This window comes from Pseudomonas sp. o96-267 (genome assembly GCF_003935465.1).
Taxonomy (GTDB): domain Bacteria; phylum Pseudomonadota; class Gammaproteobacteria; order Pseudomonadales; family Pseudomonadaceae; genus Aquipseudomonas; species Aquipseudomonas sediminis.
Genome location: NZ_RHQP01000023.1, coordinates 1 through 16,099, shown reverse-complemented (window position 1 = coordinate 16,099; position 16,099 = coordinate 1). Strand labels below are relative to the sequence as shown.

The following is a 16,099-nucleotide window of genomic DNA, read 5'->3' as shown; positions in this document are numbered from 1 at the left end:
ACATGGTTACAAGAACAACGATGCCTCACCCATGACAATTAGAGAATAAAGCATGAAACGATCCACCCTGGCACTGGCCATCACGGCGGCGGCACTCAGTCAGGCTGCTTCCGCCGATTTTCTCGGAGACAGCAAGGCGACGCTCGATATGCGCAACCTCTACTTCAATGAGGATGTGCGTGATCGCGACATTCCATCTACTCAGGAGTGGGGGCAGGGATTCATCCTCAACTATCAGTCTGGCTTCACCGAAGGGACGGTCGGCCTGGGGATTGATGCCATTGGCCTGCTGGGGGTACGCCTCGATGGCGGTGGCCGGTCGGGCAAGGCAGGTATTGATCGTAACCCTGGCGCCCTGTTCCCGCTGGATAGCGATGGTTCTGCGGTCAGTGACTATAGCAAGGCCGGTGTAACGGCCAAGGCACGTCTTTCCAAGACCGAGTTGCGCCTAGGCACTCTGCAGCCGAAGTTGCCGGTGGTGACTTTCAACGATGGTCGCCTGTTGCCGCAGTTGTTCGAAGGTGGTCAGATCGTCTCCAACGAGATCGAAGGGCTGACCTTGACAGCCGGTCAGTTGGAGCACGCAAAAGGTCGGAGCTCGACTGACTCACGTGGCTTGTCCATCGCCGGATCCAACAATGCAACCACTGGACAGTTCGTCAATACGTTCTATTTCGCGGGTGGCGACTACAAGGTCACCAAGGATCTCACCGCTCAGTATTACTTCGGCAATCTGGAAGATTTCTACAAGCAACATTTCCTGGGATTGATCCACAACTACGCACTGGGCGGTGGCAATCTCAAGACCGACCTGCGTTACTTCTACAGCACCTCCGATGGCAAGAACAGCAGTGAGAGCGGCCGGGCTGAGGGCTATCGCAGCAACGGTTACTGGACGGTCGGTGACAGCAAGCGTGGTGAGGTAGATAACCGTACCTGGAGTGCCTTGTTCACCTACAGCCATAGCGGTCATGAGCTGAGCGCGGGTTATCAGCAGGTGTCCGGCGATAGCGCCTTCCCGTACCTGAATGCTGGCGACGGGGCAACCAGTTACCTGATCACCGATCGGCAGATCGGTCGTGGTGGTAAATTCCTCAGTGCTGGCGAGCGCACTTGGTTGGCCGGCTATGCCTATGATTTTGGCAAGCTGGGTATCTCGGGGCTAAAAGCCTCGGTGATGTATTTGTCGGGTGATAACGTCGACAGCGCACAGGGTGAGCGTAACGAATGGGAGCGTGACCTGCGCCTCGATTACGTTCTGCAGGAAGGATCACTGAAGGGACTCGGCTTCTCTCTGCGCAATGCCAGTCTGCGTGGCAATGTTGGGGCAGACGTCGATGAGAATCGGCTTTATGTGACGTACAGCTTGCCACTGCTTTAAACCATGGAAAGTTGCCTCTTCTGTTCTGTGCAGAAGGGGCAACATGATTCACTTCAATTCGTTTTTTTCAGCGGTTGATAAAGACGAACCGCTACCGTGGCTGCTCAACTGGAGTACGATGCCACAGTATGCCATTTTTTCACTTCCTCCCTTGCAGCGCCCGAGCAATTCGCGCAACTGCGCATGCAGTGCCTGCAAATTCTGAATGCGTGCCTCGACATGAGCGATGTGTTCTTTCACCAATGTACTAATGAGTGCGCAACTCGCATGCGGCCGATCATGCATTGCCAATAAGCGACCTATTTCTTCCAATGTCATATCGAGTACACGACAATTGCGGATGAATGTCAGGCGCTCGAAGTGCAGCTGACTATATAAACGATAGTTACTGTTGTTGCGTGAGGGGCTGGGTAGTAATCCCTGATGCTCGTAGTAACGAATGGTCTCCACTGGGCAGCCAGTTCGCTTAGCAAGTTCACCAATTTTCATAATGATGCTTCCAGAGTACGCCAGCATGAGGGGCTGATAAAGCCGTTAGAGCGGCTTGCCATCATCTAGATTGATGGCTTCGTGACAGCCTGGAAATGAAGAGGTTCTTTGATTACGAAATTGTAATGCAGCGCTCATCTTCGAGTTATCTGGAGGTTGCAAGGATAGAGGGGCCAAATCCACAAGAAGAAATCGGCCTATGACAATCCCAGAACTGCCGGTAAGCATCAGGAGCAATGCATGAAAAAAAGTCCTCTAACCATGGCGATCATCTCCGCGTTGGCATTCGGTGCAAGCGCGATGGCTCAGGCATCCGAGTCTCAGGTTGCCGAAGGCTTCATCGAAGGAAGTAGCCTGAATATTCTTAACCGAAACATGTATTTCAACCGGGACTTTCGCAAAGGGGAGGCCAGGGTACTACCCAGCGGTGAGCGCAGCAGCTACACCGAGGCTTGGGGGCACGGCATCATGGCTAACTTCGAGTCCGGTTTCACTCAGGGAACCGTTGGTTTCGGCATTGACGCCTATGCCGGACTGGGCCTGAAGCTTGATACCGGTGATGGACGTTATGGTCCCGGTGGTAGTGTCAACATGTTCCCGGTCGACAGCGATGATCGTGCCGAGGACTCGTATTCGAAAGTGGGGGCCGCGGTAAAGGCGCGCTTCGCTGATACGGTCGTCAAGGCCGGTGACGTATTCCCAACCACGCCCGTCGTGCACTACGGGGACTCTCGTCTGCTGCCGCAGAGCTTCAAAGGTGTGACGGTCGTCAACGAAAGCATAGAGGGCCTGACCCTGCAAGGCGGTCGTCTACATGCCATGAGCCAACCGCAGGAGAGCACTTCACGCGGTGATTTCGCGACCTTCTATGCTGGGCAGGTGGACTCTCCCTGGGTCGGCTACTTTGGTGGTGACTACGAGCTCAACGACAACCTGGGCTTCAGCCTTTACAGCAGCCGTTTGAAGGATGCCTGGGATCAGTACTACGCTGGCATGTGGTGGACTTACCCACTTTCCGAGGATCTGTCGTTGTTTGGTGGTCTGAATTACTACAACGCCACCGACGAAGGTAAGAAGCAGCTGGGTGATTTCAGTAACAACATCTATAGCGGTAGCATCGGTGTCAAGTACGGCGCTCACCGTGTAGCGCTCTCTCACCAGCGTAACAACGGCGATGACGACTTTGACTACCTGCGTCAGTCCGACTCGATCTTCCTCGACAACTCCCTTCAGTACAGCGACTTCAACTCGCCCAAGGAACGCTCCTGGATGGTGCGCTACGATCTGGACATGGCTGACTTTGGTGTGCCAGGGCTGAGCTTCATGGCGCGTTACGCGCTGGGACGTGATGCGGATTACTCCAATGCCAACAGCATTTACATGCGCACGGATGGTGCCGGTAACCCGCTGACCGATCAGAAGCGCTGGGAGCGCAACCTTGAGGTCAAATACGTGTTCCTCGAGGGTTCTCTGAAGGATCTGTCCGTGCGTGTACGTCAGATGACCACTCGCGCTACTGCTTACGAAAGCGACCTCGATGAAGTGCGTGTAATCGTCGAGTATCCGCTTCAGGTGCTGTAACGACATTCAGGGGCGGCATAGCCGCCCCTCTCTGACAAGATTGTAATTTGAACCTCATGCTCATGTTAGGTGCCGATCCGTAACATGGGACTGTCTTCGAAGCATTCGTTTCCATATTTGCTCAGTCAGTCCGAGGTGCATATGAAAGTTTTTTCCCAGTTTCTGTTTATCGTGTTTCTGGGGGCAGCCAGCATGGTTGCCTCTGCAGAAGATGGCTCTGAGCGCTCTCTCAATGCCGTCAAGCAATTCCGTGAGAATCAACAGCGTATCCATGGTGACAACGCCGTTGAGCAGCAGAAGTCCCAAAGTGCTCAGAGTGAGCAAGACGATTGAGCGCATGAACTAACGCAGCCGTCCTGCTCGCTCTCTCCAGTCCATCTCTTGGTAGCTCCCGCTCCTTTGGTGAGAGATGGTTCCTTGGCGCCCCTTTGGGGGCGCTTTTTTTTGTTCGTCAAAGAATTGGGTTGGAACTGCTTAGTCTTGTGGGCGCGATATCTATCCACTTGAGTTTGCTCTATCCCAAGTTGAGTGGGCACTGATTGATAGTGGATAGTGTCTGCCGTAATAAGTGTCCATGATCCATACCAGGCGACGTTTTCCGAATAATTCAAAAGAGAGACGGTAGAGCAGTGCTTACTGGCACGACGCTTCGTCATATGTTCGAGAGACGCTTGGTATCGCTGAAAGTCTGTTGGGCAAGTGGAAGTGCTAGAACGAACAGCAGTGTGAGTTGTGAAAGTGTGAAGCTGCGCCAGCGGCTGGCTCAGGTCAACAGTAATGCGATGCTCTAAAGACGCTCGCCATCTCCTCACAGCCCACGGAGTCAAGTTTAGCGCTGTCGAGGCATTGGTCGGTCTCTATCCCGTAGCACTGATGTGCCGGCTGCTGTGGGTATTAAGCAACGGTTTCTATGCCTGGCAGCAGCGGTCGCCCTCGGTGTGAAAGATGGCGAGTCGGCGTCTGAGCAAGGAGAACCACACCATCTACCATGAGATGAATGTCTGTAGGGGACGAAGTGGGCGGCTGAAACTGAGAAAATGTGTCGTCTGGTGAGGGGCTTGTATTCGACGTAGATGGGGCAAAAAGGGGGCGCCATCCCTGGCGCAATTCGATTAAGCAGTCTTTTCCGTTGAGCTTTGGCGGGCCTGCTCGATCAAGGGCTTTGGTAAAGGGAAGTACAGCGTAAAAACTGTGGTCTGATCTGCGATGCTGCTCACGCCCACGTGGCCATGGTGCAGGCTCATGATCGAACGCACGATGGCCAGGCCCAGCCCGGTGCCGCCATCAGCACGTGACCGCCCACGATCCACGCGATAGAAACGCTCGAACAGTTTGGGTAGGTGCTCGGGAGGAATGCCTGCACCTGGGTTGCTCACTGCCAGGGTGGCGTTCGTCGCGTTAGTGATGAGGTCAATATCGATTTTCGAGCCTTCCGGGCTATGGCGGATGGCGTTGGATAGCAGGTTAGAGATAGCTCTCTGTACCATCAAACGATCGCCATTAATTGTTGCGTACCCTGATACGTTGAGTTTGATGTCCTTTTCTTCGGCCGTGAGGCTGAAAAGCTCCACTACTTTCTCTGCCTCTTCGTGCAGTGCAATTGCCTCGAAGGGGATAAGTGCTGCCGGATGGCTGACGTGGGCGAGAAACAGCATGTCCGATACGATCCGCGTGACCCGGCCGAGCTCCTCAGTGCAGTTCTCCAGCACCAGTTTGTATTCTTCTGGCGGGCGTTCCCGTGAGAGCGTCACCTGCGCTTTGCCGATCAGATTGGTGATGGGGGAGCGTAATTCATGTGCCAGGTCGTCAGAGAATTGCGAAAGCTGTTGTACGCCACCGTCCAGGCGATGAAGCATGAAGTTGATGCTGTTAGCCAATTCGCGAAGCTCCTGCGGTAGGTTATCCAGTGGCAGGCGATGGCTCAGATCCTGGGTCGAGACGAGTTCTGCAACCTTGCGGAACTGATTCAGGGAGCTCAGGCCGCGATGAGCGATCCACCAGGCTCCGGCCGCGATCAGAGCCAGTACGAAGGGCAGGGCAATCAAGGTGGATTCGACATAGGCGTGTAGCAGTGCTTGGTCAGCGGAGCGCTCCAGTGTAAGGACGGCGCGTATTCGTGATCCGTCCTTACGCAGAATAAGCTGCGAGGCGGTCAAGAGCTGCTTGTCCTGCGCATCTCGCCAATGTTCGAAGGCGATGGTCTCGCTGGCGTTTTCTATAAAGGAAGGTAGGGCCTCCTGTGTCTGGCCCACGCTCATGATTTCCTTGGGAGACGAGCTGTCGTCATAAAGAGCGAGCGAGAGGCTGTCGTGGCCTTTGATCAAATCTCTGATGTTGTGGGCCTGGTCACCGACTTCCGGGCGAGTGTTGATTTCTCTCATGCCATGGCGGATTTGCTGAAGCTTGTCCTCGAGGCTTTGCTCTGCAATGTAGTTGAGCTGCCGGCTTAACGAGAAATAAGCCAGCGCACTCAGCAGTGCAACCAGTATCAGGCCCAGTATTGCGACCGACAGGCTGAGTTGGCTTGAGAGTCTGGCAGGCCTCATTGACGAGCCTCCAGTACATAGCCGACGCCGCGCAAGGTGTGGATCAGTTTGTTCTCGAAAGGGTCGTCGATCTTGGCGCGCAAGCGCCGGATGGAAACTTCGACGACGTTGGTATCACAGTCGAAGTTCATGTCCCAGACCAGCGAGATGATCTGGGTGCGCGAGAGTACTTCGCCGCTGCGTCGCATCAGCAGGTGCAGCAGAGCGAACTCCTTGGTGGTCAGATCGATTCGTTGACCATTGCGATAGGCGCGGTGGCGGGCTGGATCCAGCTCAAGGTCGTCGACCTTGAGCACGTCTGGCGCGCTGACCTGTTCACCTCTTCGTAGCAGCGAGCGAACTCTGGCCAGAAGCTCGGGGAACTCGAATGGCTTCACCAGATAGTCGTCGGCACCGGAGTCGAAACCTTTGAGCTTGTCGGCCAGGCGCCCGCGTGCCGTCAGCATCATCACAGGGGTGCGACTATTACGGCGAATGCTGGCCAGTACGCCCCAGCCATCGATCTCTGGTAAGTCGACATCAAGGATGATCAATTCGTAGGACGCTTGGGCCGCCATGTGCAAGCCGTCGACACCATTGGTGGCAATATCGACGACATAGCCGCTCTCGGTAAGTCCCTGGTGGAGATATTCGGCAGTTTTAAGCTCGTCCTCAACAATCAGGATTCGCATGTAGTAGTTGACCTTGGTGGGGGAGAGAAATTTTTATCGAGTCGCGATGATTGTTGGACTTGGGAGCGATCGGCATTTTCATGGCAGATGATGATCCCTGTAGTAACTACAGGGTCAAGCGTCAGAGCCCCTAATTTAGGGGGCTGTAGCCTCTGTCTTTGTAAGCCGTTTGTTGCTCTTCTGATGTTTTTTATATGTCCAGTTGTAACTTCATGACTCGAATAATCGTTGCGTTGGCGTCATGGTAATACAGCGTTAAATGGCTTAGTTGGGCATTACGTATTTGTAATTTTGCAGTCACCTCGACGATAGGTGAGGCTCCCTAAATTCTGCACCGAATGAAGGTCTCGGAGATTTCATACATGTCTCCGAATTTATACAGGTGTGGAGGAAAGGCCCTTGTCGAGGCGTTATTCGAGAGTTGCTGAGGCACTTTGCCTGGCTGTTGCCTGCTCAGTTGTAGTGAATCATGCCGTGGCATCAACGCCGATCACCCTGGGCGACGCATGGGGGCAGGCACTGCAGACCAACCCGTCGCTGATGGCAGGTGATCGTAATGTCGGCATCGCAGAAGGTGAGCGTCGCCAAGCCGGTGTGATTCCCAATCCGGAGCTGTCTTGGGAGGTTGAGGACACCCGCAGTGCTACGAGGACCACGACGGTACAGATCAGCCAACCTATCGAGCTGGGCGGCAAGCGCGGCGCCCGGATAGAAATGGCCGAACGCGGTATCGACAGTGCTGCGGTCGGTCAGGAGCAGCTGCGCAATGAGCTGCGTGCCGAGGTGGTCGGGGCTTTTCAAGGAGCCTTGTTGGCGAAGATGCGCCAAGAGTTGGCTGAGCAGTCACAACGCCTGAGCGAACGCGGCGTGGCGGTCGTTGATGCGCGCGTCAAGGCTGGCAAGGCCTCTGCCCTGGAGGCATCGCGCGCCCGGCTGCAGTACGAAGAGGTTCGACTGGAGGCCGCGCGGGCTCGAGATCAGTACATCAACGCCATGAATCAGTTGCTGGCCTTGATTGGGGGGGCATCCGCCAGTGGTGAGCCTAGCCTCAGTGGCGATGTTACCGATATGCCCGCAATACCCTCTGAAGTCGCACTTCTGAGCCGTCTGGACAAAGTTCCGCAGATGCGTCTTGCCAGGGTCGAGATCGACCGGCAAGAGGCCGGAATCGCCGTTGAGAAAAGCCGGCGGATTCCCGATCTGACGGTCAGCCTCGGCAGCCAATACAGCAGTGAGGATCGTGAGCGCGTCAACCTTGTTGGTTTGTCCATGCCTCTGCCTCTGTTCGATCGCAACCAGGGAAATGTTCTGGCCGCCTCGCGGCGGGCTGATCAGGCGCGCGACTTGCGAAATGCTGCCGAGTTGCGCCTGCGCAGTGAGGTGCAGCAGGCCTATCAGCAATGGCGAACGGCGCAGGGAGCGATTAGCGGTTTCGAGGGGGGCCTGCTTGCGTCCGCGGACACAGCTTTGGAAAGCACGACGCGTGGATTTCAGATGGGCAAGTTCGGCTTTATCGATGTTCTCGATGCCCAGCGCACCTTGATCGACGTTCGCTCCCGTTACCTGCAGGCACTCGGCGAAGCGCTCGATGCCTGGGTTCGCCTTGAGCGCATCTACGGCGACCTATCTGCCCAAGCCGATAACTACTGATTTCCTGTCACGACGATCGGCGCGATGCCGGTTACTGATCATCTTTTGGGGTTGTTCATGCAGAAGAAACTTGGTGTTGCCATCGCGGCGGCCCTGACCTTGGGGTTCGTCGGTGGTGCGTTGTTTTATAACAGCGGGCGCTTTGCCGCAGAAATCGGGCACATGCTTGCCAGTAGCGACAGCGTTGTTGCAGTCAGGGCTGGGCAGGTCAGTGAGGCCGGGGACGATCATGCCGATGATGATCATGGCGAGGCTGGCGATGATCACGGTGAGTCCGCGGGTGGGCATGCCGAAGAGGGGGGGCTGGTGCTGAGTGAGGCGCAAATAGCCGCTGCGGGCATTGAACTCGTCGACGTACAAGCGCGCGCCATGAGCACATACATCTCTCTACCTGGCGAGGTGAATTTCGACGAGGAGCGCACGGCTCATGTCGTGCCGCCCAGCGCTGGCGTTGTCGAGCGCGTGCTGGTCGGGCTGGGGCAGAAGGTGGCTGCTGGGGATGGCCTGGCGACTATCGTCAGTCAGCAGGTTTCCGAGTTGCGTAGTGAAATGGCGGCTGCCGCTCGACGCGTTGAGCTGGCCCGCACGACCTTCGAGCGTGAACGCCAATTGTGGAAGGACGGTATTTCGGCCGAGCAGGATTATCTCCAGGCCCGGCAAACGCTGCAGGAGGCCGAGATCGCTCTGGCCAATGCCCGACAGAAGGGCAAGACGATCAGCCCTCAGGGCGAGGCTGGCGATGGCAGCCGTTACAACCTGCGTGCACCTTTTTCCGGTGTGGTGGTGGAGAAGCACCTGGTACCTGGCGAAGTCGTCAGTGAGACCAGTAATGCCTTCACGGTGGCTGATCTGAGTCGCGTCTGGGTCACCTTCAGCGTTTCCCCGCGTGATCTGGAACAGGTGAAAGTCGGGCAGTCAGTACGTGTCAGTGCGCCAGAGTTGGGGCGCGAAGCTACGGGTAAGGTGGCTTACATCAGCCGCCTGCTGGGTGAGCAGACGCGGACGGCGACAGGCCGCATCGACCTGGATAACGCCGACGGCATTTGGCGTCCCGGCCTGTTCGTCTCGGTTGCCTTGGCGACTGAAAGCCATGAGGCCGGGGCCGTGGTGCCGGCTTCATCGATTCAGGATGTCGAGGACAAGACCAGTGTCTTCGTGCGTACCGCTGAAGGCTTCGAAGTGCGTCCGGTGACATTGGGCACCCGCAGCGATGGCTTCGTCGAGGTACGCGAAGGCCTGAAGTCAGGCGAACGTGTAGCTGCCACAGGCAGTTTCATCCTCAAGTCCGAACTGGGCAAAGGCAGCGCCGAACACGCGCACTGATCCTCACCGACGAGTACTTTTCATGTTTGAGCGCATCATTCAATTCGCCATAGAACAGCGTTTTCTGGTGCTGTTGGCCGTTTTGGCGATGGCCGGTGTGGGCGTGGCCAGCTATCAGAAGCTGCCGATCGACGCCGTTCCCGACATCACCAACGTCCAGGTACAGATCAGTACCGCTGCCGAGGGCTTTTCGCCGCTGGAAACCGAGCAGCGCATCACTTTCCCGATCGAAACGGCCATGGCCGGCCTGCCGCATTTGAAACAGACCCGCTCGCTGTCACGCTCGGGGCTATCGCAGGTTACCGTGATTTTTGAGGATGGCACGGATCTGTATTTCGCCCGCCAGTTGGTCAACGAGCGACTGCAAAGCGCCAAGGAGCAATTGCCCGAGGGTGTCGAGGCCTCCATGGGGCCGATTTCCACCGGCCTAGGTGAAATCTTTCTATGGACGGTCGAGGCCGAGGAGGGGGCACTCAAGGAGGACGGTACGCCTTACACACCAACCGATCTGCGGGTGATCCAGGACTGGATCATCAAACCGCAGTTGCGCACGGTGCCTGGCGTTGCCGAAATCAACACCATTGGTGGCTTCGCCAAGGAGTTCCAGGTCGCTCCAGATCCCAAACGCCTGGCTGCCTACAAGCTGACGCTGGGTGACCTGCTGCTGGCGCTGGAGCGCAACAATGCCAACGTCGGTGCTGGCTATATCGAGCGCAATGGCGAGCAACTACTGATTCGGGCACCTGGGCAACTGAGCACGCTGGACGATATCGCCAATATCGTCGTGGCCAATGTGGACGGCACGCCCATTCGGGTTAGTCATGTGGCGCAGGTGATGTTGGGCCGTGAACTACGTTCTGGTGCTGCGACCGAGAATGGTCGCGAGGTCGTGCTGGGAACAGTGTTTATGCTGATCGGCGAGAACAGCCGCAGTGTGTCGCAGGCCGTGGCCGCACGTCTGGAGGAGATCAACCGTTCGCTGCCTGAAGGGGTGGTTGCGGTGACCGTCTATGACCGCACCAATCTGGTGGACAAGGCCATCGCCACGGTCAAGAAGAACCTGATCGAAGGGGCTATCCTGGTCATCGTCATCCTCTTCCTGTTCCTCGGTAACATCCGTGCGGCGCTGATCACAGCCATGGTCATTCCGCTGTCGATGCTGTTCACCTTCACCGGCATGTTCAGCAACAAGGTCAGCGCCAACTTGATGAGTCTGGGGGCACTCGACTTCGGCATCATCGTCGATGGTGCCGTGGTCATCGTCGAGAACGCTATTCGCCGTCTGGCTCATGCGCAGCACAAGCTTGGCCGCGAGCTGACCCGTAGTGAGCGTCTGCATGAGGTCTTCGCGGCATCCAAGGAAGCGCGTCGTGCGCTGATTTTCGGTCAGTTGATCATCATGGTGGTGTACCTGCCGATCTTCGCCCTGACCGGGGTCGAGGGCAAAATGTTCCACCCAATGGCCTTCACCGTGGTGACCGCCCTGTTCGGGGCCATGATCCTTTCGGTGACCTTCGTCCCGGCGGCTATCGCGCTATTCGTCACTGGTAAGGTGAAAGAAGAGGAAAACGCGCTGATGCGTGTTGCCCGGCGCACCTACGAGCCAGTGCTGGCCTGGGTCATGCGACGGCGTACGTTGGCCTTCAGTGCGGCCGTGGCGCTGGTTCTGTTCTCCGGTCTGCTGGCATCACGTATGGGCAGCGAGTTCGTGCCTAGCCTCAGTGAGGGGGACTTCGCGCTGCAGGCGCTGCGTGTACCGGGTACCAGCCTGACGCAGTCGGTGGAGATGCAGATGCGCCTGGAGGAGACCATTCTGGCCAAGGTGCCGGAAGTGGAGCGAGTATTCGCGCGTACCGGTACGGCGGAAATCGCCTCCGACCCGATGCCGCCGAACATTTCTGACAGCTACGTGATGCTCAAACCGCGCGATCAATGGCCCGATCCGAAAAAGTCGCGTGATGCTCTGATCGCCGAGCTGCAGGCCGCTGCCGAGTTGGTTCCGGGCAGTAACTACGAGCTGTCGCAGCCTATTCAGTTGCGTTTCAACGAATTGATATCGGGTGTGCGCAGCGATGTCGCGGTGAAGATATTCGGCGACGATATGGACGTTCTCAATAGCACGGCAGCCGAAGTGGCCGAAACCCTAGGCGGTATTGATGGGGCGTCCGAGGTGAAGGCCGAGCAGACAACGGGTCTTCCGGTGCTGACCGTGGCCATCGACCGAGACAAGGCGGCTCGCTATGGTCTGAATGTCGGTGACATTCAGGAAACTGTCGCCGTGGCTGTTGGTGGGCGCCGGGCGGGAACGCTGTTCGAGGGGGATCGCCGTTTCGATCTGGTAGTACGTCTACCGGAGAACCTGCGTACCGATATCGAGGGGCTTTCGCGACTGCTGATACCCGTTCCAGCAACGGGGGCAGCCACCAGCGTCGGCTTTATCGCGCTCTCCGAAGTGGCCAGTCTGCAACTGGCGCCAGGGCCAAACCAGGTCAGCCGCGAGAATGGCAAGCGCCTGGTTGTGGTGAGTGCCAACGTGCGAGGGCGTGACATCGGATCCTTTGTGCAAGAAGCCGAAGAGAGGATTCGCAGCGATGTGAAGCTGCCAGCCGGTTATTGGACGACCTGGGGCGGACAGTTCGAGCAGCTGCAATCGGCAGCCAAACGCCTGCAAGTGGTGGTGCCGGTCGCCCTGCTGCTGGTCTTCATGCTGCTGTTCATGATGTTCAACAACGTGCGTGATGGCTTGCTGGTGTTTACCGGTATTCCTTTTGCGTTGACCGGTGGCGTGATGGCGCTGTGGTTGCGTGACATACCGCTTTCGATCTCCGCCGGGGTGGGCTTTATTGCTCTTTCCGGGGTGGCGGTTCTCAATGGTCTGGTGATGATTTCCTTCATTCGTAATCTGCGCGAGGAGGGAATGGGGTTGCAGCAGGCCGTCACCGAAGGTGCCCTGCAACGTCTGCGCCCGGTATTGATGACTGCTCTCGTTGCATCGCTTGGCTTCGTGCCCATGGCTCTGGCGACTGGGACTGGGGCTGAAGTACAGCGCCCTCTGGCGACTGTGGTGATCGGTGGGATTCTGTCCTCTACCGCACTTACGCTGCTGGTGTTGCCAGCGCTCTATCGTTGGGCCTATCGGCGTGAGGAGGAGGGTGAGCTGAAAGGCTCGGAGTGAGTAGATAGTTTCGCTGGCTCGAAAAATTACGAGCCAGCGTCTTACCGATCTACCCTGGAGCTGGTGGATCGGTAGTTAAGATCTACTGCTCGCATTTCGCCGCTCAAACCCGATCAGCCTGAGGCAGTCCAGCGTCGAGTGTCGACGACTGTGATTGTAAAAGCGGATGTAGTCGAACAGAGCCCCTTTGAGTTCAGGATCACTGGCAGAGCCAGCTATTAATTAAAGGAGATAAGGACGCTGCATTTTACAGGGGAACTTAATAATGAACTCACTTTATCCCAAAGAAGGCCCGCTAATGCGGGCTTTCTTTATAGCGGGCCGGTCAATTCTGCCGCCAGCTTTCAATTACTTCAGCGCCATGCTCCTGCTTCCACGCCTTGAGCACCTTGTTGTTACCACCTTTAGTTTCAACGACCTCACCCGTCTTGGGGTTTTTATAGACCTTGGTCTGGCGTGCAGCCCGCTGTTTGCGAGGTTCGGCCTGCGGCTTGCTGGGCTGCGGATCCAGGATGGAGATCAGGCCGCGCAGGCTCACCCCATATTCGTCCATTAGTGCACGCAGCTTGCTCTCGAACTCAATCTCTCGCTGCATGGCCTTGTCATTTTTTAGCGCATCGAGCTGCTTCAGTTGCTCTGCTAATTGAGCCTCGAGAGCTTTGTATTCAGCGATTTTGGACATGTGCTGCTTTCCTTGAGATGGGAGTCTACATGGGTATAGGGCATCTATCTTTCCACACATTCGCGTAGCATTTCCACATCTACCGAAACGTACTCCAGTGTAGTCTTTATGTTCGTATGGCCTAGCAGCTCTTTCACAAGGTGAAGATTTCTCTCAGGTTTCTTCATAAGGTCTGTGCCGATCGTATGGCGGAACCTATGGGGGGATATCCTTGAGTTAGTAATGTTGGATATCTTTGCGTAGCAGGACTCAACCTGCCAGCAGTTCATCGTTAATCGTCTATGATGCGGGCTAAAACGATTTACGTTGAATAACTGATCGCTGTGCTTGAATTTCTGAAATTTAGCCCTGTCCACGAGCATCGAAATCCATGGGTGGTACTGGCTGGATATGGGAACTGGGTATTCACGTTTAGTTTTAGAGCCTTCCACAGTTGCCATGATTAACCTGTCATTCAAGTCCACATCTGCCAGCCTGATATTCAGTACCTGGTTCAGTCGTAAACCTGTTGAATAGAATGTCTCATTCACCACTTGCCAGAACCAAGCCGGGGTGATCCGGCTTCGCTCCTTGTTCTCCTGCTCCCAGGCCTCCATCTGCTCCAGGACCAGCCTGGCCTGATGAATCTGGCTGGTTGTTAGGGTCTTCTTAGGGCGCTTCGGTTCACCAACTAGGGTGCCTTTGAATGGGTTAGTTTTGGACAGAATCAGGCCCTGATCAATTCCAAAGCCCCATAATGCACGCAGATGTCTTGCATAACTATTCCAGCTGACCTCCCTCATCTGGGTAAGCGCTATTCTCCTCCACGAGAAAACGTCCCTGCTAGTGAGCTCCTCTGGGTGTGTCATTCCACAATTGTGCATAAACTTCTGCAGCTGGGCTGTTGCTGATTTGTAGCTCGTTTGAGATCTAGGCCGCAAGTGGCGTAAGAAAAAATACTCTTCTAATAGTTGGTCAAAGGTCAGCATGAGCGACTACTCTCCCTGCTCTAGGCTCAGGAAGGGATTGTCTGGTGGTACCGAATTGAATAGCTTGCTAGGCTCAGTTAACAAGTAGCCTTGTAATCGTGCTTTGTTTTTTTGTTGCCCGATTACGCGACACTTCCAAATATTTAGTCCTGCCTCCGTTTTTTTATGCAGGCCTAGTTTCTGGAACTGTTTCTGTACGACTTTCCAGCTCTCAGATTCCTTCTGCCCCTCATCCAGTTTTATCTGTGAGGGATGCTCCATTACGAATCGCTGAAATACCCCTGGCGTAACGATGAAGGCAGTTCCGTTCACTATGTGGACCTTTGCCTTGGCATCGTTGATGACAATTCTCCGATCACTTAGACCCTCCCTCAGCCATGCGATGAATCGCTGTCCCAGCGCCTCGCCTTCAAGTGTTCTCCCCCAAGAAGGTGCTGCGACAGCACTACGTGATTCACGACCGGCCTCAGCGTTTACAGCTGCGGATTGGGCGCAACGTTGGGATAGTGCCTTATTGCCATCATGCTCTGCAGCATATTGACCATCTTGCTGTGCTGGTGCGGGAGCTACACCCTGCATCAACAGATCAAGCTCATCCGGTTCCTGCGGCGTTGGTACTTGGTCAGGTATTGCCGATAGATACAGCGAAGACAACTCCGCATTGATATCGTCGAACGGTATGTCGAAATCCATGTGTGGAGGTGGGGAGTTGGAATCGCTCGCAAGGGGCTGTACTGACGCAGATACCTCTGATTGTTGCTTGTCGGCTGACCCCTGGTTCTCGCCATGATCGACCGTGATGGAGCCTGCGAAGGATGCGGGACGCTCCTCGCCGGCCCCCCAGATCATCGCCGGAGCGACCTTGAGCATGGTCAACGTCTGCTTCCAGCCGCTTGGATCCTGAACCGTGCAGCTCCAGATGGCCTTGGGCTCATCCCCTGGCGTTGGTTGGATGATGCCGTGCCCCTGCATTTCGTCGAACAGCCTGGAGTTCCTGGTGGGGACGCCTTCCATACCCTGGCTCATTAGAAGGGCGCGCAAGCGATCAGACACAGGCTTGCTCACCAGCCAGAGAGCGTCATCTGTGAGCCAGCCGCTGGCACCAGGTTGGTTCAACCTGAATGGGGCCTCGCCCGCTGAATCGCGAATCAGCTGTTTCAGGCCGCGTAACAGACGCGCCTGCAGAGAGTCTTGTGGGGCGTTTGCAGCAGCCATAGCCTTGGCCGGGTTTCCGCCCAGCGCCTTGGCCACGGAGGCTTTGTCGGCCTTGATGATTATTTCACCTAGGGTGCCGGCCTGGTCATAGTGGCCGCTGAAAACGAACGATAACTGGCCGAAGAGGAGAGGGACGCCAGCAATCCAGTCCAGCACAGCCGGGGAGAGTATCAGCGGAACCAGCAGGCTTCCTGCCGCAGGGTGTTGGTGGTAGTCCCGGCCGCGCACGAACATCATGCGATAAGGCTCGTTGATTGGGCCGTGCCAGGGACGCCAGATTCTCCCACTGGCCAGCTCTACGCGCTGGTCGACCGCGATCTTGCCTATGTCGTGAAGCAGAGTGTTGCCGCTGACCGAAAACTGACCCAGTAGAGGCTGTTCTGCCGACTGAAAACTGACCCAGGTGTTCAACTGCTTC

13 protein-coding genes are annotated in these 16,099 nt (G+C 56.2%); 6 read left to right on the top strand and 7 right to left on the bottom strand.

Features of this window, described 5'->3' with window-relative positions:
- The first annotated feature begins 52 nt into the window (after positions 1–52).
- Positions 53–1,381, top strand: a complete 1,329-nt coding sequence (locus EGJ86_RS16075; protein WP_012017832.1) for an OprD family porin — start codon at positions 53–55, stop codon at positions 1,379–1,381.
- A gap of 48 nt (positions 1,382–1,429) precedes the next feature.
- Here the strand turns inward: EGJ86_RS16075 and cadR are convergent, their stop codons facing one another.
- Complete coding sequence (cadR, locus tag EGJ86_RS16070; RefSeq protein ID WP_021488258.1) at positions 1,430–1,870, bottom strand: Cd(II)/Pb(II)-responsive transcriptional regulator; 441 nt, start codon at positions 1,868–1,870, stop codon at positions 1,430–1,432.
- 240 nt (positions 1,871–2,110) lie between these two features.
- Here cadR and EGJ86_RS16065 point away from each other — a divergent pair, with 240 nt between their 5' ends.
- Both EGJ86_RS16065 and EGJ86_RS16060 read left to right on the top strand, forming a co-directional pair.
- Positions 2,111–3,451, top strand: coding sequence for an OprD family porin (locus EGJ86_RS16065; protein WP_031306429.1), 1,341 nt, complete (start codon positions 2,111–2,113; stop codon positions 3,449–3,451).
- A gap of 141 nt (positions 3,452–3,592) precedes the next feature.
- Complete coding sequence (locus tag EGJ86_RS16060; RefSeq protein ID WP_021488260.1) at positions 3,593–3,784, top strand: hypothetical protein; 192 nt, start codon at positions 3,593–3,595, stop codon at positions 3,782–3,784.
- Between the two features lie 779 nt (positions 3,785–4,563).
- On the opposite strand, the gene EGJ86_RS16055 is transcribed toward EGJ86_RS16060, so the two are convergent.
- Positions 4,564–5,997 carry a heavy metal sensor histidine kinase gene (locus tag EGJ86_RS16055; protein ID WP_012017834.1) on the bottom strand — a complete coding sequence of 478 codons (1,434 nt, stop codon included), beginning with the start codon at positions 5,995–5,997 and terminating at the stop codon, positions 4,564–4,566.
- Entirely contained in the window at positions 5,994–6,668 is a 675-nt protein-coding gene (locus EGJ86_RS16050; RefSeq protein ID WP_003464910.1) for a heavy metal response regulator transcription factor, read from the bottom strand. The genes EGJ86_RS16055 and EGJ86_RS16050 overlap by 4 nt, the downstream gene beginning before the upstream one ends.
- 399 nt (positions 6,669–7,067) lie before the next feature.
- On the opposite strand from EGJ86_RS16050, the gene EGJ86_RS16045 reads away from it, so the two are divergent.
- Genes EGJ86_RS16045 through EGJ86_RS16035 form a run of 3 tightly spaced genes read left to right on the top strand, consistent with a single transcriptional unit; the run spans position 7,068 to position 12,816 of the window.
- The gene (locus EGJ86_RS16045) at positions 7,068–8,318 is read left to right on the top strand and encodes a TolC family protein (RefSeq protein WP_003464906.1); all 1,251 of its coding nucleotides are present in this window, start codon (positions 7,068–7,070) and stop codon (positions 8,316–8,318) included.
- Positions 8,319–8,375: 57 nt separating this feature from the next.
- Positions 8,376–9,641 carry an efflux RND transporter periplasmic adaptor subunit gene (locus EGJ86_RS16040; RefSeq protein ID WP_012017835.1) on the top strand — a complete coding sequence of 422 codons (1,266 nt, stop codon included), beginning with the start codon at positions 8,376–8,378 and terminating at the stop codon, positions 9,639–9,641.
- A 22-nt stretch (positions 9,642–9,663) separates the two neighbouring features.
- On the top strand, positions 9,664–12,816 hold the full coding sequence (locus EGJ86_RS16035) for a CusA/CzcA family heavy metal efflux RND transporter (RefSeq protein WP_125835801.1): 3,153 nt from the start codon (positions 9,664–9,666) through the stop codon (positions 12,814–12,816).
- 75 nt (positions 12,817–12,891) lie between these two features.
- Here EGJ86_RS16035 and EGJ86_RS25645 read toward each other — a convergent pair whose 3' ends face one another.
- The 4 genes from EGJ86_RS25645 to EGJ86_RS16020 form a co-directional block, all read right to left on the bottom strand.
- Positions 12,892–13,035, bottom strand: a complete 144-nt coding sequence (locus EGJ86_RS25645; protein ID WP_372237972.1) for an IS3 family transposase — start codon at positions 13,033–13,035, stop codon at positions 12,892–12,894.
- Between the two features lie 106 nt (positions 13,036–13,141).
- Entirely contained in the window at positions 13,142–13,498 is a 357-nt protein-coding gene (locus EGJ86_RS16030; protein WP_125835800.1) for a histone-like nucleoid-structuring protein, MvaT/MvaU family, read from the bottom strand.
- A 44-nt stretch (positions 13,499–13,542) separates the two neighbouring features.
- On the bottom strand, positions 13,543–14,466 hold the full coding sequence (locus EGJ86_RS16025) for a tyrosine-type recombinase/integrase (protein WP_125835799.1): 924 nt from the start codon (positions 14,464–14,466) through the stop codon (positions 13,543–13,545).
- A 6-nt stretch (positions 14,467–14,472) separates the two neighbouring features.
- Positions 14,473–16,099: helicase/relaxase domain-containing protein (locus tag EGJ86_RS16020; RefSeq protein ID WP_125835798.1), on the bottom strand; the 1,627-nt coding region annotated here is incomplete at its 5' end.